28 protein-coding genes are annotated in these 26,492 nt (G+C 56.6%); 14 read left to right on the top strand and 14 right to left on the bottom strand.

The annotated features are described in order from the left end of the window. Window positions 1–154: 154 nt before the first annotated feature. The 8 genes from proX to IM295_RS01315 form a co-directional block, all read right to left on the bottom strand. The gene (proX, locus tag IM295_RS01350; protein WP_045260894.1) at window positions 155–1,150 is read right to left on the bottom strand and encodes a glycine betaine/L-proline ABC transporter substrate-binding protein ProX; all 996 of its coding nucleotides are present in this window, start codon (window positions 1,148–1,150) and stop codon (window positions 155–157) included. Window positions 1,151–1,159: 9 nt separating this feature from the next. Beyond that, on the bottom strand, window positions 1,160–2,224 hold the full coding sequence (gene proW / locus IM295_RS01345; RefSeq protein WP_047367515.1) for a glycine betaine/L-proline ABC transporter permease ProW: 1,065 nt from the start codon (window positions 2,222–2,224) through the stop codon (window positions 1,160–1,162). Next, complete coding sequence (proV, locus tag IM295_RS01340) at window positions 2,217–3,419, bottom strand: glycine betaine/L-proline ABC transporter ATP-binding protein ProV (RefSeq protein ID WP_045260893.1); 1,203 nt, start codon at window positions 3,417–3,419, stop codon at window positions 2,217–2,219. The genes proW and proV overlap by 8 nt, the downstream gene beginning before the upstream one ends. A gap of 332 nt (window positions 3,420–3,751) precedes the next feature. Next, window positions 3,752–4,711 carry a class 1b ribonucleoside-diphosphate reductase subunit beta gene (nrdF, locus tag IM295_RS01335; RefSeq protein WP_045260892.1) on the bottom strand — a complete coding sequence of 320 codons (960 nt, stop codon included), beginning with the start codon at window positions 4,709–4,711 and terminating at the stop codon, window positions 3,752–3,754. 9 nt (window positions 4,712–4,720) lie between these two features. Then, window positions 4,721–6,865, bottom strand: coding sequence for a class 1b ribonucleoside-diphosphate reductase subunit alpha (gene nrdE, locus IM295_RS01330; protein ID WP_193066113.1), 2,145 nt, complete (start codon window positions 6,863–6,865; stop codon window positions 4,721–4,723). Further along, a complete protein-coding gene (nrdI, locus tag IM295_RS01325) occupies window positions 6,838–7,248 on the bottom strand; it encodes a class Ib ribonucleoside-diphosphate reductase assembly flavoprotein NrdI (RefSeq protein WP_041908531.1) in 411 nt (136 codons plus the stop codon). The genes nrdE and nrdI overlap by 28 nt, the downstream gene beginning before the upstream one ends. Further along, window positions 7,245–7,484, bottom strand: coding sequence for a glutaredoxin-like protein NrdH (gene nrdH, locus IM295_RS01320; protein WP_032644910.1), 240 nt, complete (start codon window positions 7,482–7,484; stop codon window positions 7,245–7,247). The genes nrdI and nrdH overlap by 4 nt, the downstream gene beginning before the upstream one ends. A gap of 243 nt (window positions 7,485–7,727) precedes the next feature. Then, window positions 7,728–8,054 (bottom strand): DUF883 domain-containing protein, encoded by a 327-nt coding sequence (locus IM295_RS01315; protein ID WP_023308924.1) that lies wholly within the window; start codon window positions 8,052–8,054, stop codon window positions 7,728–7,730. Between the two features lie 160 nt (window positions 8,055–8,214). On the opposite strand from IM295_RS01315, the gene IM295_RS01310 reads away from it, so the two are divergent. Then, window positions 8,215–8,559: a DUF2002 family protein gene (locus tag IM295_RS01310; RefSeq protein ID WP_023308923.1), complete on the top strand. Its 345-nt coding sequence runs from the start codon at window positions 8,215–8,217 to the stop codon at window positions 8,557–8,559. A 32-nt stretch (window positions 8,560–8,591) separates the two neighbouring features. Here the strand turns inward: IM295_RS01310 and alaE are convergent, their stop codons facing one another. After that, window positions 8,592–9,041, bottom strand: a complete 450-nt coding sequence (gene alaE, locus IM295_RS01305) for an L-alanine exporter AlaE (RefSeq protein WP_028014172.1) — start codon at window positions 9,039–9,041, stop codon at window positions 8,592–8,594. A gap of 493 nt (window positions 9,042–9,534) precedes the next feature. On the opposite strand from alaE, the gene stpA reads away from it, so the two are divergent. After that, window positions 9,535–9,939, top strand: coding sequence for a DNA-binding protein StpA (gene stpA, locus IM295_RS01300; protein WP_041908535.1), 405 nt, complete (start codon window positions 9,535–9,537; stop codon window positions 9,937–9,939). 38 nt (window positions 9,940–9,977) lie between these two features. Here stpA and IM295_RS01295 read toward each other — a convergent pair whose 3' ends face one another. Both IM295_RS01295 and IM295_RS01290 read right to left on the bottom strand, forming a co-directional pair. Then, on the bottom strand, window positions 9,978–10,157 hold the full coding sequence (locus IM295_RS01295) for a hypothetical protein (RefSeq protein WP_028014170.1): 180 nt from the start codon (window positions 10,155–10,157) through the stop codon (window positions 9,978–9,980). A 79-nt stretch (window positions 10,158–10,236) separates the two neighbouring features. Continuing rightward, window positions 10,237–10,737, bottom strand: a complete 501-nt coding sequence (locus tag IM295_RS01290) for a rhodanese family protein (RefSeq protein ID WP_193066112.1) — start codon at window positions 10,735–10,737, stop codon at window positions 10,237–10,239. A gap of 179 nt (window positions 10,738–10,916) precedes the next feature. On the opposite strand from IM295_RS01290, the gene IM295_RS01285 reads away from it, so the two are divergent. Further along, window positions 10,917–11,075: a YqaE/Pmp3 family membrane protein gene (locus IM295_RS01285; protein ID WP_032644909.1), complete on the top strand. Its 159-nt coding sequence runs from the start codon at window positions 10,917–10,919 to the stop codon at window positions 11,073–11,075. Here the strand turns inward: IM295_RS01285 and IM295_RS01280 are convergent. Further along, complete coding sequence (locus tag IM295_RS01280; protein WP_028014168.1) at window positions 11,072–12,001, bottom strand: LysR substrate-binding domain-containing protein; 930 nt, start codon at window positions 11,999–12,001, stop codon at window positions 11,072–11,074. The two genes, IM295_RS01285 and IM295_RS01280, sit on opposite strands and share 4 nt — an antisense overlap. Before the next feature lie 319 nt (window positions 12,002–12,320). Between IM295_RS01280 and IM295_RS01275 the strand changes: the two genes are divergently transcribed. From IM295_RS01275 to IM295_RS01250, 6 genes are all read left to right on the top strand, one after another. After that, window positions 12,321–12,926 (top strand): ankyrin repeat domain-containing protein, encoded by a 606-nt coding sequence (locus tag IM295_RS01275; RefSeq protein ID WP_041908539.1) that lies wholly within the window; start codon window positions 12,321–12,323, stop codon window positions 12,924–12,926. A 106-nt stretch (window positions 12,927–13,032) separates the two neighbouring features. Next, window positions 13,033–14,574: an acyl-CoA synthetase FdrA gene (gene fdrA / locus IM295_RS01270; RefSeq protein WP_059358054.1), complete on the top strand. Its 1,542-nt coding sequence runs from the start codon at window positions 13,033–13,035 to the stop codon at window positions 14,572–14,574. Then, a complete protein-coding gene (locus IM295_RS01265; protein ID WP_048959576.1) occupies window positions 14,574–15,989 on the top strand; it encodes a DUF1116 domain-containing protein in 1,416 nt (471 codons plus the stop codon). The genes fdrA and IM295_RS01265 overlap by 1 nt, the downstream gene beginning before the upstream one ends. Before the next feature lie 11 nt (window positions 15,990–16,000). Continuing rightward, window positions 16,001–17,551, top strand: a complete 1,551-nt coding sequence (locus tag IM295_RS01260; protein ID WP_193066111.1) for a xanthine permease — start codon at window positions 16,001–16,003, stop codon at window positions 17,549–17,551. Beyond that, window positions 17,548–18,504 carry a carbamate kinase family protein gene (locus tag IM295_RS01255; RefSeq protein ID WP_028014163.1) on the top strand — a complete coding sequence of 319 codons (957 nt, stop codon included), beginning with the start codon at window positions 17,548–17,550 and terminating at the stop codon, window positions 18,502–18,504. Before IM295_RS01260 ends, IM295_RS01255 begins: the two co-directional genes overlap by 4 nt. 1 nt (window position 18,505) lies before the next feature. Continuing rightward, on the top strand, window positions 18,506–19,885 hold the full coding sequence (locus IM295_RS01250; RefSeq protein WP_193066110.1) for an amidohydrolase family protein: 1,380 nt from the start codon (window positions 18,506–18,508) through the stop codon (window positions 19,883–19,885). Between the two features lie 18 nt (window positions 19,886–19,903). On the opposite strand, the gene IM295_RS01245 is transcribed toward IM295_RS01250, so the two are convergent. After that, window positions 19,904–20,824, bottom strand: a complete 921-nt coding sequence (locus IM295_RS01245) for a LysR substrate-binding domain-containing protein (protein ID WP_193066109.1) — start codon at window positions 20,822–20,824, stop codon at window positions 19,904–19,906. A gap of 215 nt (window positions 20,825–21,039) precedes the next feature. On the opposite strand from IM295_RS01245, the gene IM295_RS01240 reads away from it, so the two are divergent. The 5 genes from IM295_RS01240 (at window position 21,040) to IM295_RS01220 (ending at window position 25,822) form a co-directional block, all read left to right on the top strand. Continuing rightward, window positions 21,040–22,371, top strand: a complete 1,332-nt coding sequence (locus IM295_RS01240; protein WP_048957981.1) for an MFS transporter — start codon at window positions 21,040–21,042, stop codon at window positions 22,369–22,371. 36 nt (window positions 22,372–22,407) lie between these two features. After that, complete coding sequence (locus tag IM295_RS01235; protein ID WP_003862216.1) at window positions 22,408–23,157, top strand: SDR family NAD(P)-dependent oxidoreductase; 750 nt, start codon at window positions 22,408–22,410, stop codon at window positions 23,155–23,157. Window positions 23,158–23,169: 12 nt separating this feature from the next. Then, complete coding sequence (locus IM295_RS01230) at window positions 23,170–24,015, top strand: transketolase (protein WP_193066108.1); 846 nt, start codon at window positions 23,170–23,172, stop codon at window positions 24,013–24,015. Continuing rightward, entirely contained in the window at window positions 24,015–25,013 is a 999-nt protein-coding gene (locus IM295_RS01225; RefSeq protein ID WP_047364369.1) for a transketolase family protein, read from the top strand. Before IM295_RS01230 ends, IM295_RS01225 begins: the two co-directional genes overlap by 1 nt. A gap of 74 nt (window positions 25,014–25,087) precedes the next feature. After that, window positions 25,088–25,822: a bifunctional 2-polyprenyl-6-hydroxyphenol methylase/3-demethylubiquinol 3-O-methyltransferase UbiG gene (locus tag IM295_RS01220; RefSeq protein WP_193066107.1), complete on the top strand. Its 735-nt coding sequence runs from the start codon at window positions 25,088–25,090 to the stop codon at window positions 25,820–25,822. Here IM295_RS01220 and IM295_RS01215 read toward each other — a convergent pair. Next, entirely contained in the window at window positions 25,816–26,418 is a 603-nt protein-coding gene (locus IM295_RS01215; protein WP_047367523.1) for a short chain dehydrogenase, read from the bottom strand. The genes IM295_RS01220 and IM295_RS01215 overlap by 7 nt on opposite strands. Window positions 26,419–26,492: the final 74 nt, after the last annotated feature.

Here is a 26,492-nt window from a genome sequence, read left to right as displayed (position 1 = left end):
AGTTAAGTGATTATTTTTCCGGAAACATAATAACCAATGATTGAGAATGTTGGGGGATTGTTATGTGTGTGTTTGTGCGGTTAATCGCCTCACCCTAACCCTCTCCCCAGAGGGGTGTACGGTCCGGGGTGAGGGGTAAGGTTGTGTTGTGTTTTTACTTCTGCGCCGCAAGCGCCTCTTTCACCCAGCCATCAAACTGCTGCTGGTGGGCTTTGATCCAGCCATCCACGTGGCCCTTAACATCCGCCTCAGAGGATTTGCCCGCGTGCATCATCGCATTCTGGGCGTTGATGTCCGCCAGCGGCAGCTTCATCACCGAGAACAGCTTCGCCGCAGCCGGGTTTTTCTCCGCCCAGGCTTTGTTCGCCACGATGTGCATAGTGTTCACCGGGAAGCCATAGTTCATGCCGTTCGGCAGTTTGGTGTCGATATCTTTCTGCTCGCCCGGCAGGGAGGAGAAGGGCACCTGTAACCACACCACGTCTTTGCCCGGCTTCAGCACGTCGCTCACCCAGTAAGGCGTCCAGGTGTAGTAGATCACCGGCTTGCCTTCCTTAAAGCGGGCAATGGTGTCGGCCATCATCGCGGAGTAGTTGCCGTGGCTCACGTCGACGGTTTTCGCCAGATCGAACGCTTTGTTCTGGTGGTTAATCACCGCTTCGCAGCCCCAGCCCGGCGAGCAGCCCATCATATCGGCCTTGCCGTCACCGTTGGTGTCGAACAGTCTGGCGATCTTCGGATCTTTCAGCTGCTCAATATTGGTGATGTGGTACTTATCAGCGGTTTTCTTGTCGATCAGATAACCCTGCGCCGCGCCGGTCACGAAGGTACCTTCGCGATAGAATTTCTTATCGCCACCTGCGGCGGCATACATGTCGTCGTGCAGCGGCTGCCAGTTCACGGCGGTAAAGGTGGCATCACCGGAGGCAATCGAGGTGTAGCCCACGTTGTAATCCACTTCGCTCGGCGTGTTGACCGTATAGCCCAGCTTCTCCAGCGCACGGCTGACGATCAGGGTCTGGAAGCTCTCTTCCGAAATGGTGCTCTGCACCGGCTGCACGGTAATGCCTTTGCCCGGCAGGTCAGCGGCAAACGCGCTGGTGGAGACAAGGGTGGCAAACGCTGTGGCAAAAAGTACGTTATGTCGCATCGTTGTTCCTTATTTTGTAAATGGGCGGGTCAGTAACCCGACAGGGCCGGTGGTGTACCAGCGACGGTTGCCGCGACTGCGTGAATCACGACCGACAGCCTGGGTCAGGCGGTCAAGGATAATGGCGAGGATCACAATTCCGACGCCGCCGACGGTCGCCAGCCCCATATCAAGACGGCCAATACCGCGCAGCACCATCTGGCCGAGACCGCCAACGGCGATCATCGAGGCGATCACCACCATGGACAGCGCCAGCATCAGCGTCTGGTTAACGCCCGCCATAATGGTCGGCATCGCCAGCGGAAGCTGAACCTTAAACAGCATCTGACGCGGGCTGGCGCCGAACGAGCGCGAGGCCTCAATCAGATCCGCCGGCACCTGGTTAATGCCCAGGATCGTCAGGCGAATAATTGGCGGCAGGGCGAAGATAATGGTCACCACCACGCCCGGCACGTTACCGATGCCGAACAGCATCACGATAGGCACCAGATAGACGAACGCCGGGGTGGTCTGCATCGCATCCAGCAGGGGACGAATAATCTTCGCCGCCCGCGGGCTGCGCGCCAGCCAGATCCCCATCGGCAGGCCGATGACGATGCAGAAGAGCAGGGCGGTCAGCACCAGCGCCAGGGTAATCATCGCCTGAGACCACGCGCCAATCGCGCCGATGGCGATCAGGGAGATCAGCGTGGCGATGCCCATACCCGCGCTACCGAACTGCCACGCGATCAGCGAGAACAGGATTATCGCCACGGGCGCCGGCATGCCCAGCATCAGCTGCTGGAAGCCGTTCAGGATGTAATCCACCGGGATGCGGATCCCCTGGAACACCGGGCGGAAATGGGTAACGACCCAGTCGATCCCCTCTGTCACCCAGCTGTCCAGCGGGATCAGCGTCTTGTGGAACGGATCCATAATATTGAAATGCTCTGGCGCAGGCGCGGGTGCGCTGTTGAGCCAGTCCGCCGCGCCGCCGCCGTCGGCAGGTGCGGGCGTGGAACCCCACGCATCGGCAGATTGCGCCGCGCTGTCCGCAGCTTCAGTGGTACCCCATGGGTTTGATTGATCAGCCATTGTTTGCCCCCTCGCGATCTAAAGCCTGTAGCAGCATCCGTTTTGAGATGATGCCAACGTACTGTTGTTCTTCACCGACAACCGGCACGGCGCAAGGCGCCTGACCCACGTGAGAGAGCAACTCGCTAAGCGGCGTTTCGGCATCCACGGCAAGTGGAGCGTCAATCAACGCCGCATCGATTCCCTGGTTTTCGCTCAGGGCGGTTTTCAGAGAGTCGATGGAGACAACGCCGACAAATTTATTGCCGCGTTCAACCAGATAACCGTATTCACGGTCTTCATCCTGCAACAGCTTCAGCGCGGAGCGCGGGCCGAAGCCTGGCGTTTTTCGAATAATGCCGTTTGGCGTTCGGCGGGCAATATCTTTCGCGCTAAATACCTGGCTAATATCCACGCCGCGGAAGAAGGTGCGCACGTAATCATTCGCCGGATTATTCAGAATTTCATCCGGCGTGCCGACCTGCACCACTTCGCCATTTTGCATAATGGCAATGCGGTCGCCAATACGCATGGCTTCATCGAGATCGTGAGAAATAAAGACAATGGTGCGCTGGTGTTTGGCCTGTAATTTTACCAGCTCATCCTGCATCTCGGTGCGAATTAAAGGATCGAGGGCGGAGAAGGCTTCATCCATTAATAATATGTCTGGATTAATGGCTAACGCGCGGGCTAATCCAACGCGCTGACGCATCCCGCCCGAAAGCTCGTCCGGGTAGGCATGAGCGTAATTTTCCAGCCCAACCTGACGCAAAGCATCCAGGGCTTTTTCCTGACGTTCCTGAGCAGGCGTGCCGGCTAATTCCATACCGAAGGCGGTATTATCGAGCACCGTCATATGCGGCATCAGCGCGAATGACTGAAACACCATTGCGATCTTCTTTCTGCGCACCTCGCGGAGTTCTGCGTCTGAGATTCTGGCGATATCCACGCCGTCAATCAGCACCTGTCCGCGGGTGGGTTCAATCAGGCGATTGAGAAGGCGAACCATAGTGGATTTACCCGAACCGGATAACCCCATGATGACAAAAATCTCGCCTTCTTCAATGGCCAGACTGGCGTCTTTAACGCCAAGCGACAGCCCGGTTTTTTCCAGAATTTGCTCTTTCGAAAGGCCTTTCTCAATATATTTGAATGCGCGCTGCGGGTGCTCGCCAAATATTTTATAAAGATTTTTCACTTCTAATTTAATTGCCATGCAATAGAGAGTGTCCTGTTATTTGTTTATGTCGATATGATTACCATGGTAAATTGTTAACGGGCATAACCCTAACATACTGAGAATCTGAGACAACCCTGAGTTGGCCTGACGCCGGAATTTTGCTGCAAGCGAAACGGCTGAATTTCCCATGAATAAAGGGCTGAGGACGGTTTGAATTTTTCTCAATTTTTTGCTGCTGCGTCGGGAAATTCGCCTGAATCGGTGTGATTCAGGCGAATATGACGGGGAAATTACAGTGTAGTTCCTGGTGAAATAGTGGTGTGGAAATAATGAGATTTATATTTAATTAATGAACGTTAATTCATACATTAAAAATCCCAGTCCTCATCTTCTGTCTCCACCGCTTTACCCATCACGTACGACGATCCGGACCCGGAGAAGAAATCGTGGTTTTCGTCCGCATTGGGCGACAGCGCCGCGAGGATTGCCGGGTTTACCTCCGCCATCTCCGGCGGGAAAAGCGCGTCGTAGCCCAGGTTCATCAGCGCTTTGTTCGCGTTGTAGCAGAGAAACGCCTTCACGTCCTCTTCCCAGCCCGTTCCGGCGTACAGCTCTTCGGTATAGCTCAACTCGTTGTCATACAGATCCATCAGCAAATCGAGGGCGAAACCTTTGAGTTCCTCGCGTTTTTCCGGGCTGACTTTCTCCAGCCCTTTCTGATACTTATAGCCGATGTAATACCCGTGTACCGCTTCATCCCTGATGATGAGGCGAATCAAATCGGCGGTGTTGGTGAGCTTGCCCCGGCTCGACCAGTACATGGGCAGCCAGAAGCCGGAATAGAAGAGGAAGGATTCCAGGAACACGCTGGCGATCTTCTTCTTCAGCGGCTCGTCGGCGCGGTAATACTCCAGCACCAGCTCCGCCTTGCGCTGTAATGACGCGCTCTCTTCGCTCCAGGCGTAGGCCGCGTCCACGTCTTTGGTCTGGCACAGCGTCGAGAAAATCGAGCTGTAGGAGCGGGCGTGCACCGCCTCCATAAAGCTGATGTTCGACATCACCGCCTCTTCGTGCGGCGTCAGCGCATCGCTCATCAGCGCGGGGGCACCCACGGTATTCTGAATAGTGTCCAGCAGCGTCAGGCCGGTAAAGACGCGGATCGTCAGCTGCTGTTCGGCGTGGCTCAGCGTCTGCCAGGCTGGAATATCATTGGAGAGCGGCACCTTTTCCGGCAGCCAGAAGTTGCTGGTCAGGCGGTTCCACACCTCCAGGTCTTTATCGTCCTGAATCTTGTTCCAGTTAACGGCACTCACGCGTGACAGTTTCATCCTTTCTCCTTACAGCGCGCAGGACACGCAGCCTTCGATTTCGGTGCCTTCCAGCGCAAGCTGGCGCAGGCGAATGTAGTACAGCGTTTTGATGCCTTTCTTCCAGGCGTAAATCTGCGCTTTGTTGATATCCCGCGTGGTGGCGGTGTCCGGGAAGAAGAGCGTCAGCGACAGCCCCTGGTCCACGTGCTTCGTGGCCTCGGCGTAGGTATCAATGATTTTTTCCGGGCCGATCTCGTACGCGTCCTGGTACAGCGCCAGGTTCTCATTGGTCAGAAACGGGGCAGGGTAGTAGACGCGTCCGGTTTTGCCTTCCTTACGGATCTCAATCTTCGACACGATCGGGTGAATGCTCGATGTGGCGTGGTTGATGTAGGAAATCGAACCGGTTGGCGGTACCGCCTGCAGGTTCTGGTTATAAATGCCGTAGCGCATCACATCGTCGCGCAACTGCTGCCACATCTCGCGCGTCGGCAGGGTAATGCCGGCGCAGTCAAACAGCGCGCGCACTTTTTCGGTTTTCGGCTGCCAGTCGCCTTCCAGATACTGGCTGAAATACGCCCCGCTGGCGTAGCGCGACTGCTCAAAGCCTGCGAACCGCTGGTTGCGCTCGCGCGCCAGCATCATTGAGGTATGAAGCGCATGCCAGGTGACGGTGTAGAAATAGAGATTCGTGAAATCCAGCCCTTCCGGGCTGCCGTAGGCGATGCCTTCCCGTGCCAGATAGCCGTGCAGGTTCATCTGCCCCAGGCCGATGGCGTGCGATGCGGCGTTGCCCGCCTCGATGGACGGCACGCTGCGGATGTGGCTCATGTCCGATACCGCCGTCAGCCCGCGAACGGCGGTCTCCACCGTGCGGCCAAAATCCGGCGAATCCATGGTGTGGGCAATATTCAGCGACCCGAGGTTGCAGGAGATATCTTTGCCGATCTCCGCGTAGTCCAGGTTTTCGTCGTAAGCGGAGGCGCTGTTGACCTGCAAAATTTCCGAGCACAGGTTGCTCATGTTAATGCGCCCGGCAATCGGATTGGCGCGGTTTACCGTATCCTCGTACATGATGTACGGATAGCCGGATTCAAACTGAATTTCCGCAAGCGTCTGGAAGAAATCGCGGGCGTTGATGTATTTCTTGCGGATGCGATCGTCTGCAACCAGCTCGTCATAAAGCTCGCTTATCGCCACGTCGCCAAACGCTTTGCCGTAGATCCGCTCCACGTCATACGGCGAGAAGAGCGCCATGTCGGCATTCTCTTTGGCCAGCTTAAACGTGATATCCGGGATCGTCACGCCGAGCGACAGGGTTTTGATGCGGATTTTTTCGTCGGCGTTTTCGCGCTTGGTATCGAGAAAACGCAGGATGTCCAGGTGGTGCGCGTGCAGGTAAACCGCCCCCGCACCCTGGCGTGCGCCAAGCTGGTTGGCGTAGGAGAAGGCATCTTCCAGCATCTTCATCACCGGAATGACGCCGGAAGACTGGTTTTCGATGCGTTTGATCGGCGCGCCCGCTTCCCGCAGGTTCGAGAGCAGAAACGCCACGCCGCCGCCGCGTTTGGAAAGCTGCAGCGCCGAGTTCACCGCACGGCCAATCGACTCCATATTGTCTTCGATGCGCAGCAGGAAGCAGGAGACCAGTTCGCCGCGCTGGGCCTTGCCGCAGTTGAGGAAGGTAGGCGTAGCGGGCTGGAAGCGGCCGGAGAGGATCTCCTCCGTCAGCCGTTCAGCCAGCGCTTCATCGCCCTGGGCCAGCGTCAGGGCCACCATCACGGTGCGATCTTCAAAGCTTTCTAAATAGCGTTTGCCGTCGAAGGTTTTCAGGGTGTAGCTGGTGTAATACTTCCATGCGCCAAGAAACGTCTGGAAGCGAAAACCGCTGGCGTGCGCACGTTCAAACAGTCTTACCACGAAGGGACGATCGTAGCGGGCCAGGACGCGCTCCTCGTAGTAGCCCTCGTTAACCAGATAGTCGAGACGTTCATTCTGGCTTGAAAACGTCACGCTGTTGGGCCGCACGTGGGCGGCGAAAAAAGCCTCTACCGCCTCGCGATCTTTGCCAAACTGAATGCGCCCCTCCCGGTCATAGAGGTTAAGCATCGCGTTTAATGCGTGGTAGTCCGGCGTCGCCTGAATTACCCGTTCTGCGGTTGTCGTTGCCAAAATTCGTTCACTCCTTTACGCACGTTTTCTACGTCCTGCTGTGTCCCCATCAGTTCAAAACGATAGAGATACGGCACGCCGCATTTTTGAGAGATGACATCCCCGGCGCGGCCAAAGGCATCGCCAAAATTACGATTGCCCGCCGCGATCACGCCCCGAATCAGTACCCGGTTATGAGGATCGTTCAGAAAGCGGATCACCTGGCGGGGTACTGCTCCTGCCGTACCGCCGCCGCCATAGCTGGGCACCACCAGAATGTAAGGTTCGTCTACCTGAATGCGCTCCCGCTCATTGAGCGGAATACGCACCGCAGGCAGCCCGAGGCGCTCAATAAAGCGGAGCGTGTTTTCTGAGCTGCTGGAGAAGAAGACCAGCCCACTCATGCACGCGTGGCCTGAGCGCTCAGGCGGTTAATCATGTCCGGGCGAAAGCCAGACCAGCTGGTATCACCGGCAATGACCACCGGAAGCTGACGAAATCCCTGTTCGCGCAGGGTATCCGCGGCATCGGGCACCAGGTCGATATTTACCATTTCAAACGCCACGCCGCGGCTCTCCATCGCCCGTTTGGTGGCGTGGCACTGAACACAATCGTTACGAGTGTAAATAATAATGCTCATGATTCGTATTTCCATTTAGAATGAGAAAACGGCGCGAGTTAACGCGTCATAGAGTGTGTGTCTTTCTAAAGAGAATACTAGATGTAGTTGATTAAAGATTCAACCATACAAGATATGGGAAATTCAGATTAATATTGCCCTGGTGATGAGCACAGCGGGGCAGGGCGGGCTGTACGGGTTTTTCAGGCTTACAAGCATAAAAAAGCCCCGGCGCCTGAGGCTACCGGGGTTGAGAATGCGGGCTTACTTACGCAGGCTGAGCAGGGCTCCGACAAAAATGCCGACCGCCGCGACGGTTCCCAGCGTACACAGTGGTTTTTCACGTACGAAGGTCGTAGCACAGCTTGCCATGTCGCAGGCCGCCTGCGTAGCGCGTGAACGTCCGTTCATACGGGCGCGGGTTTCACGGAGCAGAGACTGAGCCTTACGTTTCGCAGCATCTGCTTCATCCTTCGCATCGGATCCCCAGGATTTCAGCACTTCCTCAAGCGTGTCCGCTAATTGGCTGACATCATTACGAATATCCTGCGCGTCATCGTTAATATCGTTTCGGTTCGGTCTGTTAAACATACGATCCTCCGTAATTTTGTGTTCCCGTTTAGTTTAGTTCAGAAATTTAATATCTGAAGCGCGTCACGCGTTATCCGCCAGTTTATGGACTATTCTGAAAGCCCTGCTAATGCTGATTACTGTAAGGTTGCCGGGCAGGAAAAGATAACGAGGAAAAGATATGTATTTACGACCTGACGAGGTGGCACGCGTTCTTGAAAAAGAGGGATTCACCATGGATGAGGTGACGCCAAAAGCGTATGGATATCGCCGCGGCGAGAATTATGTTTATGTTAATCGTGAAGCCAGGATGGGACGTACCGCTCTCATTATTCACCCGACGCTGAAAGACAGAAGTCTGTCATTTGCTGAGCCTGCCTCGGATATTAAAACCTGCGACCACTATCAGCAATTTCCGCTCTATTTAGGCGGTGAACGGCATGAGCATTATGGTATTCCGCACGGTTTCAGTTCGCGTATGGCGCTGGAACGGTTTCTGAAGGGACTGTTTGGCGACGTACAGTAAAGCTGCGACTGGCTTTCGCCAGTCGCTTCACATTACGCTTTTACCTGGCCGTACTGGCTGACCTTAAACAGGCGGCGGCAGTAGTCGAGGAAATAGCCGTATACCGCACCCATCAGCATTGATACCACGATATTCGAACTGACCGCTGCGGCGATCTGGTGCCAGTCCGCGCCCACTGTCAGGAGAATAGCCACGTAGACCGGCGACTGGAATGTGACGTACGCCAGCACGTCGGCAAGATTTTTCATCCAGCCCGCCGGGCTGATGCGGCGCGCGAAACGCATAACGGCATCGCGGTATAGTCCGTAAGGCCATGCGATAATAATATTGACCGGGATCGCCACCAGACGAGAAGAAAGTGACTGCTCGAAGGTCATTCCGGAGAGGAATATTTCAATCAGCATGTTCACAACGGAACAGTAGACAACCATCGCGAAAGTATCTGCCACCGCGTGGCGCAGGCGAGATTGCGGCGAGAACATGTCTGAACTCCTTGAGAAGAACGCAGTGGAATCGGTTTTCCTTCAGCGGCTAGTGCTTTAGGTTGGTTTGTTTGAGGTGTATAGCGTATATCTCTGTGTTTGAACTAACAACTAGTGATTAATTTTTATTTACTCGCCTTTTGTCCACAAAATTCTCTAAAATTGGTTGTTTTTTATCCGGTTCGTTATAATCTGTCTCATCAAATATTTTACTGATATAAATCAGTGGTTTAGGTATTTTGCTTTTGACGCAGAAATCCACTCCCCTGATAATAGCGCAGTATGCTGTGATTTGGATTAAAGTTGACCATTTATATTGATTCGGTGATTAGATCTACGTGTTTCCCGCCGATGCTATGCGCTATTATTAACGGCGATATTTAAATATATTTACATTTATGCCCGTTTGGACCTTTGGGTAGATATTTCAACTGAAATGAATTATTCTTGGGGCGATTTATCTATTTACCCCAAAAAAAAGGTTTTCAATAATATGTCTTTGACGTTACAGAATCTTAATAATATCCGAACCCTGCGCGCGATGGCGCGAGAATTAACCCTGGACGTTCTTGAGGAAATGCTGGAAAAGGTCAGGGTCGTTACTGAAGAAAAACGCAATGAGCTGGCGGAATTAGAGCAGCAGCGCGCTGAACAGCAGGAAAAAATTAATACCCTGCTGGAACTGATGAAAGCCGATGGTATTTCTCCGACTGACCTGCTGGGTTCAGAACTGGCGCAGGCGGGTAAACCGACTAAAAAGCGTAAACCGCGTGAAGCGAAATATCGCTTTATTGACCAGAACGGTGAAGAAAAAACGTGGACCGGCCAGGGCCGCACGCCTAAGCCTATTGCCAGCGCGCTGGCAGAGGGTAAATCACTGGATGATTTTCTGATCTAATACGTGGACCGGGCGGAACAAGCCGCCCGGTTATCTGTTCAGCAGACGCCGAAATCACCTTCTTCGGTATAAGGCGCCAAATCGGCCGCTTTCAGCGTATATTTCTCGCCTTGTTCATTGCTGGCCTGTACCGCCACCACGTTTTCACCGTTCACTTCGAGCACTTTCAGCTTTGGGCCGCCTTTTAGCGGTTGCACATAATCACCGACAGAAAACATATAACCTCCTCATCGTTTTAGCGATCTTCACCTTAGCCGACGTCTGATGCCGGGTACAGCGTAATTCATTGATTACTGCTTATGAGGTATGACGGTTCCACGGCATCACTTTCAGCAACCGTGCCATACCGCAAAAACCAGTCACACCGACGAAACCGCTCAGCAGGAAAAAGCCGCTGGAGACGCTATAACCCAGCACCACGCCGCAAAGGATCAGCAGCCCGGCGGCAATTTGTACCTGCCGCATCAGCGGGAGCGGCTGGGATTTATCTTCCACGGTCAGCAGCCCGGCCTGCTTCCAGCCCTGAATGCCCCCCTCAACCACGAAGGCCTGAGCCGGCAACGCTGCCTGCGCAAGTCGCGCAGCATTGTTTGATGTCCGTGTCCCGGACTGACAGTGGAAAATCACCGTTTCACCAGGGGCAGCGTTGAGCCCGCCGGTTAAAGAATCCAGCGGTATGGAGCGTGCTGCCGGAATATGCTCGCGGGCATACTCGTCGGGATCGCGAATATCAATCAGTTTTGCGCCTTCTTTAATAAGCGCGTTCGCCTGCTGTGGCGAAATAAGAGAAAGAGACATGGTGTTTCCTTACGGTCAATTTATGAGTAGTAGAACATTTAAGGAAGGGCTTAAGCCAGTGTAAAGAGGGTAAAGGCAGGTAAAAGCGCGAGAGACGAATGGCAGTAACCCGTAAACTGGCTATGCTTAGAGAAATGTCTCTTTTTAATTTTCAATTGGTTAGCTTGCACGGAGTGATTATGGGTTTTTGGCGCGTTGTTTTTACGATTATTCTCCCGCCGCTGGGCGTGCTGCTTGGCAAGGGACTGGGCTGGGCGTTTATTCTGAACATCCTTCTGACCATCCTGGGTTACTTCCCGGGCCTTATCCACGCGTTTTGGGTGCAGACGAAAAATTAAGCACGCCACAGTAAATCACTGTATATACCGGTTAATACGCCTTCCGGGCCAAACTGCTGTTTGATCCAGCGCGTCACCTGGCCGGTCGCCGCATGCTGCGTGGCGAGCAGCATGCGCGAGTCCTGACGCGGATTGTTAATGCGCCGCGTGATGAGCAGACCGTCTTCCATCGCTTCTCTTGCCATGTATTCCGGCAAAAAGCCAATCCCTTCCCCCAGAATCTGGCACTGGCACTTGGTGTTGAAATCCGGCACCAGAATCGCCTCCTGCCCGTGCAGCAGCCAGCCGACCTTCTTGTTGATGGTATGCGCGGTATCTTCCACCATGATGTTGGGGTACAGGCGCAACTGGCTCTCCGCTATCGGTTCGGGAACAAAGGCGAGGGGATGTTCCGGCGCGATGGCAAACACCCAGCGAATGGCGCCAATTTCGGTGTAATCAATCCCGCCGCCGTCCAGCAGCGTATCCGGCGCGCCAATCGCGATGTTGGCCTGATTGTTGATGATCGAATCCCAGACGCCGTTATACACCTCGGTCGTCACCGTGATCTGGCAGGTGGGAAACTGCTTTTTCAGCACCTGCAGCAAACGCGCGGTATGGCGTGGCGTATACAAGAGCTGATTAATGCAGATGCGTACTCGCGCCTCGATGCCCTGCGAAATGGTATCAATCCCGCGCTTGATGGCGTGGAAGTCGTTCAGCAGGTCGGTGGCCTTACGGTAAAAATAAAACCCGGACTCTGTCAGCTCGATGCTGCGCGTGTTGCGCACAAACAGCACCACGTCCAGCCCGGTCTCCATGCGCTTAATGGTATAGCTAATGGCGGAGGTCGTCACGCCCAGCTCGGCGGCGGCTTTGCTGAAACTGCCGAAGCGCGCCGCGGTGGTGAAGGCAAGCAGGTTCTCTTCGGTAAAGATGGAATTCATATCACAGCATCCTCAGTCATCAGTTTTGAACATATTTTAACAGCGCCGTTACATCATAGTTGAAGTGTGTCACAGTTCTGACTATTTACGCGGAGCCGCGTCCTGTAAGGCTTTTACAACCATAAGGATAATGCTGCCTGAGGCGCTAAAAAGCGGTAAACCATAAGAAAAAGGTTGCGCAGACGCACGTTTTAGTCTGACTGTTGAATTTAACTCAACAATGAATTGCGTGTCGATGAATCATTTTTAAGCGGATTCTTTTGTGACCAGGCTGTTGCTATTCTCAGGTCATCAGAAGTGAAACATTGGGAGACTGAATATGTCTGCAAACGCACTCGTTACGGAATTTCTGCTGGCGGCAGAAGAGGGCAACATCGACGCGCTAAAAGCCTGCCTGGATAACGGCGTGGATATTAACGCCACCAACCGCCAGAAAAGAACCGCCATTATTATTGCCAGCCTGAAAAAGCATTACGCCTGCGTGGAATTTTTAATTGCCGCCGGCGCGGATATTGATAAACAGGACCAGACCTGTTTTAACCCCTTCCTGATAAGCTGCCTGACTAATGATTTAACCCTGCTGCGCATCGTTCTTCCGGCGAATCCGGATCTCGACCGTCTGACGCGCTTCGGCGGCGTGGGCATTACCCCTGCCAGTGAAAAAGGCCACGTTGAAATCGTGCGCGAGCTGCTGGAAAAAACCGATATTAACGTCAACCACACTAACTTTGTCGGCTGGACGCCGCTGCTGGAAGCCATCGTGCTGAATGACGGCGGCGCAAAGCAGCAGGAAATTGTGAAGCTGCTGCTGGATCACGGCGCGAATCCGCACATGACCGATAAATACGGCAAAACCCCGCTCGAACTGGCGCGGGAAAAAGGCTTCGATGCAATAGCCGACCTGCTGCTGGCGGCGGGCGCATAACGCATTCGGCCAGCCACGTCCGGCTGGCCGTTAATTCAAAAAGTTTTTTACCGACGTGCATTCTGCGCGACGGCGGCCCCCTTTTATCCGTATTCAGGAGAAAACAATGCCAACCAAAATCGTCATAAAAAAGAACACCTATTTCGATTCGGTTTCCTTAATGTCGGTTTCCACCAAAGCCAATAAATTGCCGGGCGTCGAACAGGCGTTTGTGGCAATGGCGACGGAAATGAATAAAGGCGTTCTGAAAAATCTCGGGCTGCTCACGCCGGAATTAGCGGAAGCCAAAAATGGCGACCTGATGATCGTGATTAAAGGCGACGCGGCGAACGATGAAACGCTGGCGGAAATAGAAGCTTTATTTACCCATAAAGCGAGCAGCGGCACCCATGAAGCACGCTACGCGACGATTGCCAGCGCCAAAACTCATCGCCCGGACAGCAACCTGGCGGTCATTTCCGTCAACGGCACCTTTGCCGCCCGCGAAGCGCGTCAGGCGCTGGAAAACGATCTTAACGTCATGCTCTTTTCCGATAACGTGTCGCTGGAGGACGAACTGGCGCTGAAACAGCTTGCGCATGAGAAAGGGCTGCTGATGATGGGGCCAGACTGCGGGACCGCCATCATCAACGGTGCGGGGCTGTGCTTCGCCAACGCGGTGCGTCGCGGGCCGATTGGGATTGTTGGCGCCTCCGGCACCGGCAGCCAGGAGCTGAGCGTGCGCATTCACGAGTTCGGCGGCGGCGTGTCGCAGCTGATCGGCACCGGCGGACGCGATCTTAGCGAGAAAATCGGCGGTCTCATGATGCTCGACGCCATTGACATGCTTGAGGCGGATGAGGGCACCCGGGTGATTGCGCTCATCTCCAAGCCGCCTGCGCCAGCGGTGGCAGAAAAGGTGCTGGCCCGCGCCAGAGCCTGCCGCAAGCCGGTGGTTGTTTGCTTCCTCGGCCGCAGCGAACCGCCCGCCGATGAAGACGGCCTGCAGTTTGCGCGTGGCACCAAAGAAGCAGCGCTGAAGGCGGTGCTGCTTACCGGCATTAAAAAAGAGTCCCTGGATCTGCATCCGCTCAACTGGCCTTTGATTGAAGAGGTGCGCGCCCGCCTGACCCCACAGCAGAAGTACATTCGCGGCCTGTTCTGCGGCGGCACCCTGTGCGACGAGGCGATGTTTGCCGCGCTGGAGAAGTTCGACGATGTCTGGAGCAATATCCAGCCGGATCCGGCTAAGCGCCTGAAGGACATCAGCGTCAGCCAGGCCCACACCTTCCTGGACTTCGGTGACGACGACTTCACCAACGGCAAACCGCACCCAATGATCGACCCGACCAACCGCATCAGCCGCCTGCTGCAGGAGGCGCGCGATCCGCAGGTGGGCGTCATCGTGATGGACTTCGTGCTCGGCTTCGGCGCGCACGAGGATCCGGTGGGGGTGATGATCGAGGCGATCAAAGAGGCACAGGCGATCGCGAAAGCCGATAACCGTCCGCTGGAGATCCTCGGCTACGTGCTTGGCACCGACCAGGATCCGCAGTCGCTGGCGCAGCAGTGCCAGCTGCTGACCGACGCAGGCGTCATCTGGGCCAGCAGCAGCACCAACACCGGATTACTGGCACGTGAATTTGTCTGCAAAGGGGAGAAAGCATAATGACCACTTTATTCAACCAGCCGCTAAACGTCATTAACGTCGGCATTGCGATGTTCAGCGACGACCTCAAAAAGCAGCACGTTCCCGTAACCCAGCTCGACTGGACGCCGCCGGGGCAGGGCAATATGCAGGTTGTTGAAGCGCTCGACCAGCTGGCGGAAAAACCGCTCGCGGAGAAGATCGCCGCCGCGAACAAAATCGCCCTTGAGCGCATCATCCAGTCTCATCCGGTGCTGGTGGGCTATGACCAGGCAATTAACGTAGTGCCGGGCATGACCCGCACCACCATTCTGCACGCCGGTCCGCCCGTCGCATGGGAAAACATGTGCGGCGCGATGAAGGGCGCGGTTACCGGGGCGCTGGTATTTGAAGGGCTGGCGACGGATCTGGAGGATGCCGCAAGGCTGGCGGCTTCAGGTGAGATCACCTTCTCGCCGTGCCACGAGCACGACTGCGTGGGCTCCATGGCGGGCGTCACCTCCGCGTCAATGTTTATGCACATCGTTGAGAACAAAACCTACGGCAACCGGGCGTTCACCAACCTCAGCGAGCAGATGGCGAAGATCCTGCGCATGGGGGCTAACGACCAGAGCGTGATCGACCGCCTGAACTGGATGCGCGACGTGCTCGGCCCGATGCTGCGCGACGCGATGAATATCATCGGCGAAATCGACCTGCGCCTGATGCTGGCCCAGGCGCTGCACATGGGCGACGAGTGCCACAACCGCAACAACGCCGGCACCACGCTGCTGATCCAGGCGCTGACGCCGGGGCTGATTCAGGCGGGCTATCCGGTGGAGCAGCAGCGTGAGGTGTTCGAGTTTGTCGCCAGCAGCGACTACTTCTCCGGCCCGACGTGGATGGCGATGTGTAAAGCCGCGCTGGATGCCGCTCACGGCATTGAATATAGCACCGTGGTTACCACCATGGCGCGCAACGGCTACGAGTTCGGCCTGCGCGTTTCCGGCCTGCCGGGGCAGTGGTTCACCGGCCCGGCGCAGCAGGTGATTGGCCCGATGTTCGCGGGCTACAAGCCGGAAGACTCCGGACTGGATATTGGCGACAGCGCCATCACCGAAACCTACGGCATCGGCGGCTTTGCGATGGCGACGGCACCGGCCATCGTTGCGCTGGTGGGTGGCACGGTGGAGGAAGCCATCGACTTCTCGCGCCAGATGCGCGAAATCACCCTCGGCGAGAACCCGAACGTCACCATTCCGCTGCTGTCGTTTATGGGCATTCCAACCGCCATCGACATCACCAGAGTGGCGGGCAGCGGCATTCTGCCGGTGATCAACACCGCCATTGCCCACAAAGACGCGGGCATCGGCATGATTGGGGCGGGCATCGTTCACCCGCCGTTTAGCTGTTTTGAAAAGGCGCTGTTGACCTTCCGCGATCGCTACGTTTTATAAGGTATGCATCCATGAAAAACATGAAACTGGAGTGGAAAAGAGGTGACTGGGCGGCCTATTTCGGGTTGATGACCAACAACCTGACTAATTTGCTGACCATGATGGGGTTGCTCATTTTTGTCGTCGGCATCCCGAAGGAGATTGTTTATGGACGCATCGCGCCGGCCTTCGGGCTGGCGGTGCTGGTAGCGAGCTTATGCTACACATGGTTTGGCCTGCAAATGGCGCGCGCCACCGGACGTACGGACGTCACCGCGCTGCCGTCCGGCCCGAGCGCACCCTCGATTTTTACCGTGACCTTCCTGGTCCTGATGCCCGTCTACCAGCAAACCGGCGATGCGGATTTCGCGATTCAGATTGGCCTGGTGTGGTGCTTCGTGGAGGCGATGATCCTCGCGGGCGGCTCGTTCCTGGGTGAGACCATTCGCAGGATGATCCCGCGAACCGTGCTGCTGTCGTGCCTGTCCGGTCTTGGCCTGCTGCTGCTGGCGATGAACCCGATGTTGCAGGCGTTCGAAGCGCCCACCGTGTCGTTCATCGTTCTGCTGCTGATCTTCATTAACTGGTTCGGTAAAAAGCCGATTTTCGCCAAAATCCCGACCGGCCTGCTGCTGCTGATTGCCGGAACGGCGCTGGCGTGGATTTCCGGACTGCAAAGCCCGGATGCCATTAAAGCGTCTATGTCCTCCTTCGGCTTTAATCCGCCGGAAGTGCACGTGGACAGCTTTATGCAGGGCCTGCCGCACGCGCTGCCGTATCTGGCGTCCGCCGTACCGCTGGGGCTGGCGAACTACATCTTTGACCTGGAGAACATCGAAAGCGCCCACGCGGCGGGGGATGAGTACCCGACCCGCAAGGTGATGCTGGCGAACGGCCTGGCTTCCATGCTCGGCTGCCTGATGGGCAACCCGTTCCCGGTCACGGTCTACGTGGGCCATCCCGGCTGGAAGGCGATGGGGGCGAGCATCGGCTACACGCTGGCGTCCGGCGTGACCATGTTCATCGTGCCGCTGTTCGGGCTGGGGGCCTTTATGCTCGCCATCATACCGATGACCGCTATCGTGCCGATTCTGGTGTTTATCGGCGTCGTCACCGCCAACCAGGTGGTGCGGGAAACGCCGAAAGTGGAGGTGCCCGTCATCTTTATCTGCCTGTTCCCGTGGATCGCTAACTGGGCGCTGACCATGATGAACAGCGTGATGAGCGCGGCGGGAACCAGCGCGGCGAAAATTGGCACCGACGTGCTGCACAGCAAAGGGATCTACTACGAGGGGCTGATGCACCTCGGCAACGGTGCGCCGCTCGCCAGCATGCTCTGGGGCTGTATCGCTATCTTCGCCATCATCAACAAACCGCTGCGCGGGGCCGTCGCCGCCGCAGGAGGCGCGCTGCTGGCGCTGTTTGGCGTGATCCACGCGCCAGTGGTGGGCTTTGCCGAGGGCAGTTCCCTGATGTTCGTCACGGCCTACCTGATGATGGGCGGCATGTTTGTGGTGAAGCATTTCCTCGACAGCCGCGAAGTTGCGAGCGCTGAAATTACTGTTGCGAAGGAAAACGTATGAAAGAGCTAATGGTCGTCGCCATCGGCGGCAACAGCATTATCAAAGACAACGCCAGCCAGTCGGTTGAACATCAGGCGCAGGCGGTCAAAGCGGTGGCCGAGTCGGTGCTTGAAATGCTGGCCTCCGACTATGACATCGTCCTCACCCACGGCAACGGCCCGCAGGTGGGGCTGGATCTGCGCCGCGCCGAGATCGCTCACGAGCGGGAAGGGCTGCCGCTGACCCCGCTGGCAAACTGCGTGGCGGATACCCAGGGCGGCATCGGCTACCTGATCCAGCAGGCGCTTAACAACCGCCTGGCGGCGCGCGGGGAGCAAAAGGCGGTCACGGTCGTCACTCAGGTGGAGGTGGATAAAAACGATCCCGGCTTTACGCACCCGACAAAACCGATCGGCGCGTTCTTCAGCGAGGCGCAGCGCGACGAGCTACAGCTCGCGCACCCGGACTGGCATTTTGTCGAGGATTCAGGCCGGGGCTATCGCCGCGTGGTGGCCTCGCCCCAGCCGCTGCGCATCGTCGAGGCGGATGCGATTAAGGCGCTAACGCAGAAAGGTTTTGTGGTCATCGGCGCGGGCGGCGGAGGCATTCCCGTGGTGCGCAGCGAGCAGGGGGATTATCAGAGCGTGGATGCGGTTATCGATAAAGATCTCTCCACCGCGCTGCTGGCCCGTGAGATTTGCGCCGACGTGCTGGTGATAACCACCGGCGTGGAGAAAGTCTGCGTTAACTTCGGCAAGCCAGACCAGCAGGCACTGGACACCGTCAGCGTGGCGCAGATGACGCGCTACATGGATGAAGGACACTTTCCGGCGGGCAGCATGCTGCCCAAAATCGTCGCCTCGCTGGCATTTTTACGCCACGGCGGCAGGCGCGTGATCATCACCTCGCCGGACTGCCTGCCCGCGGCGCTGCGCGGTGAAACGGGTACCCACATTGTTAATGAAGGAAGATAAGATGAGTGAAAACAAAAGCCGCCGCGAGTTTATCAGCCAGAGCGGCAAAATGGTCACCGCCTGCGCGTTGTTTGGCGCCACCGGCTCCGTCGCGTATGCTGCCGACACTGCAAAGGCAACCTGCGAGACGGGGAAACCGATGAACATCACTGCAAAACATTACTATCTGGACAACGTGCTGCTGGAAGCCGGGTTCAACTTCGAGGGCAGCGTGGCGACGAGCACCCGCACCGAGATGAAAACGCTGGAGATTAAAGACGGTAAAATCGTCGCCCTGCGCGATAACGGCAGCCACGCTGAAGCGACCCTTCCGCACTACGACGCGGGTAAAAAGCTGATGCTTCCGGCGATGCGCGACATGCACATTCACCTGGATAAAACCTTCTACGGCGGCCCGTGGCGCTCCCTGAACCGTCCGGCGGGCACCACCATTCAGGACATGATCCGCCTGGAGCAGAAGCTGCTGCCGGAGTTACAGCCCTACACGCAAGAACGCGCCGAAAAGCTGATCGACCTGATCCAGTCCAAAGGGTCCACCATCGCCCGCAGCCACTGCAATATTGAGCCGGTTTCCGGCCTGAAAAACCTGGAAAATTTGCAGGCGGTGCTGGCGCGCCGCAGCGCAGGTTTTGACTGCGAAATCGTTGCCTTCCCGCAGCACGGCCTGCTGCTCTCCAACGCTGAAAAGCTGATGCGCGAGGCGATGCAGGCGGGGGCGCACTACGTAGGCGGGCTGGACCCAACCAGCGTTGACGGCGCGATGGAGAAATCGCTCGATACCATGTTCCAGATTGCGCTGGATTACGACAAAGGGGTGGATATTCACCTCCATGAAACCAGCCCGGCGGGCGTGGCGGCGGTGAACTACATGGTGGAAACCGTGGAGAAAACGCCGGAGCTGAAGGGGAAGCTGACCATCAGCCACGCCTTCGCGCTGGCGACGCTCAACGAGCAGCAGGTGGATGAGATTGCCACCCGCATGGCGGCGCAGCAGGTGACCATCGCCTCCACCGTGCCGATTGGCACCCTGCACATGCCGCTGAAGCAGCTGCGGGAGAAGGGCGTGTTTGTTATGACCGGCACCGACAGCGTGATCGACCACTGGTCGCCGTACGGTCTGGGTGACATGCTGGAGAAAGCCAATCTGTACGCCCAGCTCTATATTCGCCCGAACGAGCAGACGCTCTCCCGCGCGCTCGGCATCGCCACCGGCGACGTGCTGCCGCTGAACGATAAAGGTGAACGCGTATGGCCGAAAGCGCAGGACGACGCCAGCTTTGTGCTGGTGGACGCCTCCTGTTCCGCCGAGGCCGTGGCGCGCATTTCTCCGCGTACCGCGACGTTCCACAAGGGGAATCTCGTCTGGGGCACGGTCGCCTGACGCCACGATGGGGTATCGCTACAGGTGATACCCCGACAATCGCAACTCCCGATCAATCCACTCGACGAACTGCTGGATCTTCCACGCGCGTTCGTTCATGTGCGGCATTACCAGATGATGCGCGTTAATGGCGATTCCCATCTCATCCGGCAGCACCTGTACCAGCGAGCCATCCTTCAGGTGATCGGTAGCCATCATTTTGCTCTCCAGAATAAACCCCAGCCCCATGCGCGCCGCTTCAAAGCTCATATAGGAACGGTCGAAGCTGAGGCTGAAATTGAGCCAGGGCCTGTCGATATTGTGCCAGGCGAACCATTTTTCCCAGTTCACCAGAGTGCTGGTGGAGGAGATAAGCGACTGTTGCAGCAGATCGGCGGGCGTGCTGATGGGATGCTCTTCTGCATAGCCCGGCGAGGCCAATACTACCAGCGTGTCGTTTTTAATGGTCATCACCCGGTAAGCATCCCAGTCCGGAATACCATGACGGATATCAATGTCGATATTATCTCTGGCGAACTGCAGGTTCTCATAGGAGCAGGTGAGATTGATGGTGATATCAGGATATTCGGCGCGGAATCTGCCCAGACGGCGCAACAGCCATGACAGTCCGAAGGTGGGGGAAGAGTGCACGCGAAGCACAGCATTGTCTTTTTCTTTCACGATCTGATCGGTGGCGCGCCCAATGGCGCTCATCGCCGCCGAGACCTCCCGCAGATATTTTTCTCCCGTCGTGGTGAGTTGAACCCCTTTGCCGCTGCGGATAAATAATTTCTTGCCCAGCCACGATTCCAGCGACGCGATCTGGTGGCTTACCGCCGAAGGCGTGACGTTGAGCTGTTCCGCCGCCTGATGGATGCTCAGGGCGTTAGCAACGGCGATAAACGCCTGCAAATTTCTGAGCGAGGGCAGCGATAACGTCTGGCGATCCTGCGCGGACATGGCCTACTCCTTACACGATAATTGATAAAAAACATAACATTGAGACTGCGAGCGGGCAATTTTATCCCGATGTTATTTTTTTGAGCTGTATCGCGAATCAAATTTATCTCAGCAATAAATGAGCTTTATTGAATGGCGTTTCATGGGTGAGCCGATATATTGACGTTGAACGCAATAATAAAACGACTCATGGTGTTCGAATAATGAGGTAAGTTATGTCTCGTATAGAACAAGCTGTCCCCTACATAAAGACTAAAAAAACCAATTACCGTTTCGTTGTGCTGGCATTAATTTTTATTGTTTATGCCATTAACTATGCTGACCGAACAAATATTGGTGCGGTACTGCCGTTTATCATTGACGAATTTCATATCAATAATTTCGAAGCCGGTGCCATCGCCAGCATGTTTTTTTTGGGATACGCCCTGAGCCAAATTCCTGCGGGCTTTTTTATTGCCAAAAAGGGAATTCGCGGCATGGTGGCACTGTCGATATTCGGCTTCTCTGCCTTTACCTGGCTGATGGGCACCGCAACCTCGGTTCTGGGCCTGAAGTGTATCCGCCTGGGGCTGGGGTTAACAGAGGGGCCGTGCCCGGTCGGGCTGGCCTCCACCATCAATAACTGGTTTCCGCCAAAGGAGAAGGCCACGGCCACGGGCGTCTACATCGCCGCCACCATGTTCGCGCCCATCCTCGTGCCGCCGCTGGCCGTGTGGATCGCCATGACCTGGGGCTGGCGCTGGGTCTTCTTCTCCTTTGCGATCCCTGGATTGGTCATTGCCGTCCTGTGGTATCTGCTGGTACGCACGAAGCCGTCCGAGAGCGCATTCGTCTCTAAAGCGGAGCTGGAGACCATTACCGCCGGTCAGGAGACGCCGGACGCCAGACGTGAAAACATCGTGATTTCACCAGGCTTTGCACGCCTCGATCGGCTGATCCGTGTGCGGGAGTTAGCCCCGGTAAGCACGGTGAAAGGGCTGTTTACCTCGAAGAATATTCTCGGCGACTGCCTGGCCTATTTTATGATGGTCAGCGTGCTGTACGGACTGTTGACGTGGATCCCGCTCTATCTGGTGAAAGAGAAAGGCTTTACGTTTATGAGCATGGGGCTGGTCGCCAGCATGCCGTGCATCGGTGGATTTATCGGTGCGATTTTTGGCGGCTACGTCTCCGACAAACTGCTCGGCCGCCGACGTAAACCGACCATGATGTTTACCGCCATCAGCACCGTTTTAATGATGGTCATTATGCTGAATATTCCACAAAGCACCGTGGCGGTTTGCGTCGGACTATTTTTTGTCGGTCTCTGTCTGAATATTGGCTGGCCCGCTTTTACAGCTTATGGCATGGCTGTTGCGGACAGTAAAACCTATCCCATTGCCGCGTCCATCATCAATAGCGGCGGTAATCTCGGCGGATTTGTTTCCCCGATGCTGGCAGGTTATCTGCTGGATAAAACAGGTGGTTTTAATTCCGTGTTTATTTATTTCGGTATTTGCGCAGCCATTGGCTTAATTATGATTATGCTGCTGGAAGAACCGAAATAAATCATTAAATCTCTCTTGTCCGAATGGAGTAAATATATGCTACTGAAAAATAAAGTCGCCGTTATTACCGGCGCGGCTTCCGTACGCGGTTTGGGTTTCGCTACGGCGAAATTATATGCCGAACAGGGTGCGAAAGTGGTGATTATCGATTTAAACGCTGAAGCCAGCCGGGCTGCCGCCGCGAGCCTGGGCGACGAACATCTGGGCCTTGCGGCGAACGTCAGCAATGAATTACAGGTTAATGCCGCCATTGAGCAGGTGCTGGGGAAATACGGGCGCATCGATATTCTGGTGAATAACGCCGGCATTACTCAGCCGATCAAGCTGATGGATATCAAACGCGAAAATTACGATGCGGTGCTTGACGTCAGCCTGCGCGGCACGCTGCTAATGTCCCAGGCGGTTATTCCCACTATGCGCGCGCAAAAGTCGGGCAGCATCGTCTGCATTTCATCGGTATCGGCCCAGCGCGGCGGCGGCATCTTCGGCGGCCCACACTACAGCGCTGCAAAAGCGGGTGTGCTGGGACTGGCAAAAGCCATGGCGCGTGAGCTGGGGCCCGACAATGTGCGGGTAAACTGCATCACGCCGGGTCTTATCCAGACGGACATCACCGCAGGCAAGCTGAGCGATGAGATGAAAACGTCCATTCTGGCGGGCATTCCGCTTAACCGCCTCGGAGACGCGCAGGATATTGCCCGCGCCGCGCTGTTCCTCGGCAGCGACCTCTCTTCTTACTCCACCGGTATCACGCTCGACGTGAACGGCGGGATGCTGATCCATTAAGGAGATACGACGATGACGGATACCACAGTTCAACAGGTTGCCGCCGCGGCCTGGCGCATTCGCCGCTACGCGCTGCGCATGGGCGAAGTGCAGGGGCAGGGCTACATCGGGCAGGCGCTGGGCTATGCCGATGTGCTGGCCACCGCGTTTACCCACGGAATGAACCTTAAGCCGGGCGAGCCGGAGTGGGAAGGGCGTGACCGTTTTCTGCTCTCCCACGGCCATTACGCCATTGCCTGTTATGCGGCCCTGATTGAAGCCGGGATCGTTCCTGAAGAGGAGCTGGAGACCTACGGTGCGGACGACAGCCGCCTGCCGATGTCCGGTATGGCAACCTACACGCCAGGTATGGAGATCTCTGGCGGTTCGCTGGGGCAGGGCTTCAGCATTGGCGTTGGCATGGCGCTGGGGCTGAAGCACAAGCAGAGCGCGGCATGGGTCGTTAACTCCATGTCGGACGGCGAGCTGGACGAAGGGTCAACCTGGGAAGCGGCGATGTCGGCGGCACATCACGGCCTGTCGAACCTGATTGTGCTGGTGGACATTAACCGCCAGCAGGCGGATGGCAACTCGCACGCGATCCTCGGCTTTGAGCCGCTGGAGGATAAATGGACCTCCTTCGGCTGGTACGTGCAGCGCGTGAACGGCAACGATGTTCCTGCGCTGGTGACGGCGTTTGATAACGCCAAACGCTACCCGGAAAACCAGCCGCGCGTCATTTTGTGCGACACGATGATGGGCAAGGGCGTGCCGTTCCTCGAAAAGCGTGACAAGAACCATTTTATTCGCGTGGATGCTGACGAGTGGCAAAAGGCACTCGCCGTGCTGGATGCCAACAAACCTGAAGGAGTGCTGTAATGAGCCAGACCACGGAGAAAAAACCGCGTTTAACCACGTCGGCGATGATTGCCTCTATCGCGGAAGAGGGCCAGGAGACGCGCGCCGCACCGTTCGGACACGCGCTGGTGAAGCTGGCGGAACAGCGACCGGAGATCGTCGGCATGACGGCGGATCTGTCGAAGTACACCGATCTACACATTTTTGCCCAGGCCTACCCGGAACGCTTCTTCCAGATGGGCATGGCCGAACAGCTGTTAATGGGGGCCGCGGGCGGTATGGCGAAAGAGGGCTTTATTCCTTTCGCCACAACCTATGCCGTCTTCGCTACCCGCCGCGCCTACGACTTTATCCATCAGGTGATTGCTGAAGAGCACCTGAATGTGAAGATCTGCGCGGCGCTGCCGGGGCTAACCACCGGTTACGGGCCGAGCCACCAGGCGACGGAAGATATTGCGATTATGCGCGGTATTCCGGGCATGACGATTATCGATCCCTGTGACGCAATCGACACGGAACAGGCGGTGCCGGCGATGGCAGCGCACGATGGCCCTGTCTATATGCGCCTGCTGCGCGGCAAGGTGCCGGTGGTGCTGGACCAGTACAACTACCAGTTTAAGATTGGCAAAGCTGCGCTGCTGGAAGAGGGGAGCGATGTCCTGATCGTCGCCTCAGGCCTGATGACCATGCGTGCGCTGGAGGCGGCGAAGCAGCTGCGTAAGGATAACGTCAGCGTGGCGGTGCTGCACTCGCCCACCATTAAGCCGCTGGACGAAGAGACGATCCTGGCGCAGGCCGCGAAGCCGGGACGGCTGGTCATCGTGGCGGAAAACCACAGCAGCGTAGGCGGGTTGTGCGAAGCCGTCGCGTCGCTGTTGATGCGCAACCGCGTGAACGTGGATTTCGATACTGTCGCGCTGCCGGACGCGTTCCTTGATGCGGGCGCGTTGCCCACCCTCCATGACCGCTACGGGATCTCAACCACAGCCATGGTGGAGAAAATCCGGCGCAGGCTGTGATTTATCAGACGGATACGTTGCCAACGGGCGAGGGGTGCTTTACCCTCGCCTCTGTTGCGATAAAGGAGTCCGTCATGGCACAAAACATCTACGACAACCCGGCGTTTTTTGAAGGCTACGCTCAGCTTCCGCGCTCGGTGCACGGGCTGGACGGTGCGCCTGAGTGGCCTGCGCTCAAGGCAATGCTGCCTGATTTAACCGGCAAAGCGGTTATCGATCTCGGCTGCGGTTACGGCTGGTTCTGCCGCGCGGCGCGCGAGCTGGGCGCTAGCGACGTTACGGGCGTCGATATCTCAGAAAAAATGCTTGCCCGCGCGGCTGAACTGACGGATGACGTACAGATTCACTATCAGCGTAGCGATCTGGAATCTCTTCAGCTTCGCGAAAACAGTCTCGATCTGGTCTACAGTTCGCTGGCGCTACACTACCTGCCGGAGCTGGACACGCTATTCGCCAACGTTCATCGCGCGCTAAAACCGGGGGGCAGCCTGGTCTTCTCGATGGAGCACCCGATTTACACCTGCGCCACCCGTCAGGGCTGGCTGACCGACGACAGCGGCGAGCGGTTCTGGGGCGTGAACCATTATCAGGACGAAAGCCAGCGCGTCAGCAACTGGCTGGCGGATGGAGTGATTAAATACCACCGCACGCTGGGCACCACGCTTAACGCGCTGGTCAAGGCGGGATTAACGATAAGTGAAGTCAATGAGTGGGGACCAACGCAGGCGCAGATTGACGCCTGGCCTGCATTGTCCGAAGAGGCGGAGCGCCCGATGCTGGTGCTGATTTCCGCCCGTAAGGCTCAGTAACCTACCTTGTACACCCGCCCGCTCTGCACCCCTTCCACGCTGCGGCGGTAGGCCTGAGCAACGGTCGCGGCGGGAACGCTTTCAAAGCCAGGGAAGAACCCGTCATACGCTTCGGCGGATTCCGTCAGTACCGTTGGGCTAATCAGGTTAATGCGGATCCCGCGCGGCAGTTCGCAGGCTGCGGCGCGGACAAACCCTTCCAGCGCCGCATTGACCGTGGTGGCATTCACGCCCTGCGCAATCGGCTCGTGCGCCACAATCCCGCTTATCAGCGTAATCGAGCCGCCTTCGTTCAGATAATGCTGGCCGGTCAGCGCCAGACGCACCTGCCCGAGCAGCTTGTCCTGCAGGCCCTGGTTGAAGTCGCTGTCCTTCATAGTCGCGAGCGGGCCAAAGTAGAGACCACCGCTGGCGGAGACAATCGCATCCACCGGGCCGATTTTCTCAAACAACGCCTGCACGCTCGCCTGCGAGGTGATATCCACCTGGTAGTCGCCCCGCGTGCGGCCCACGCGGATGATCTCGTGACGACGGCTTAACTCTTCGGTTACGGCACGACCGACCGTACCGCTGGCACCAATAATGACGATTTTCATATCCGACTCCTCATGTTGTGAGCCCTCATTCTTTAATAAATAAAAATTCAGATAAACTGGGCTAAAGTTAGATG

This window comes from Enterobacter cloacae complex sp. P14RS (assembly GCF_014895895.1).
Taxonomy (GTDB): Bacteria; Pseudomonadota; Gammaproteobacteria; order Enterobacterales; family Enterobacteriaceae; genus Enterobacter; species Enterobacter bugandensis.
The sequence above is the reverse complement of the archived record's forward strand: the minus strand, read 5'-3'. Positions and strand labels throughout refer to the sequence as shown.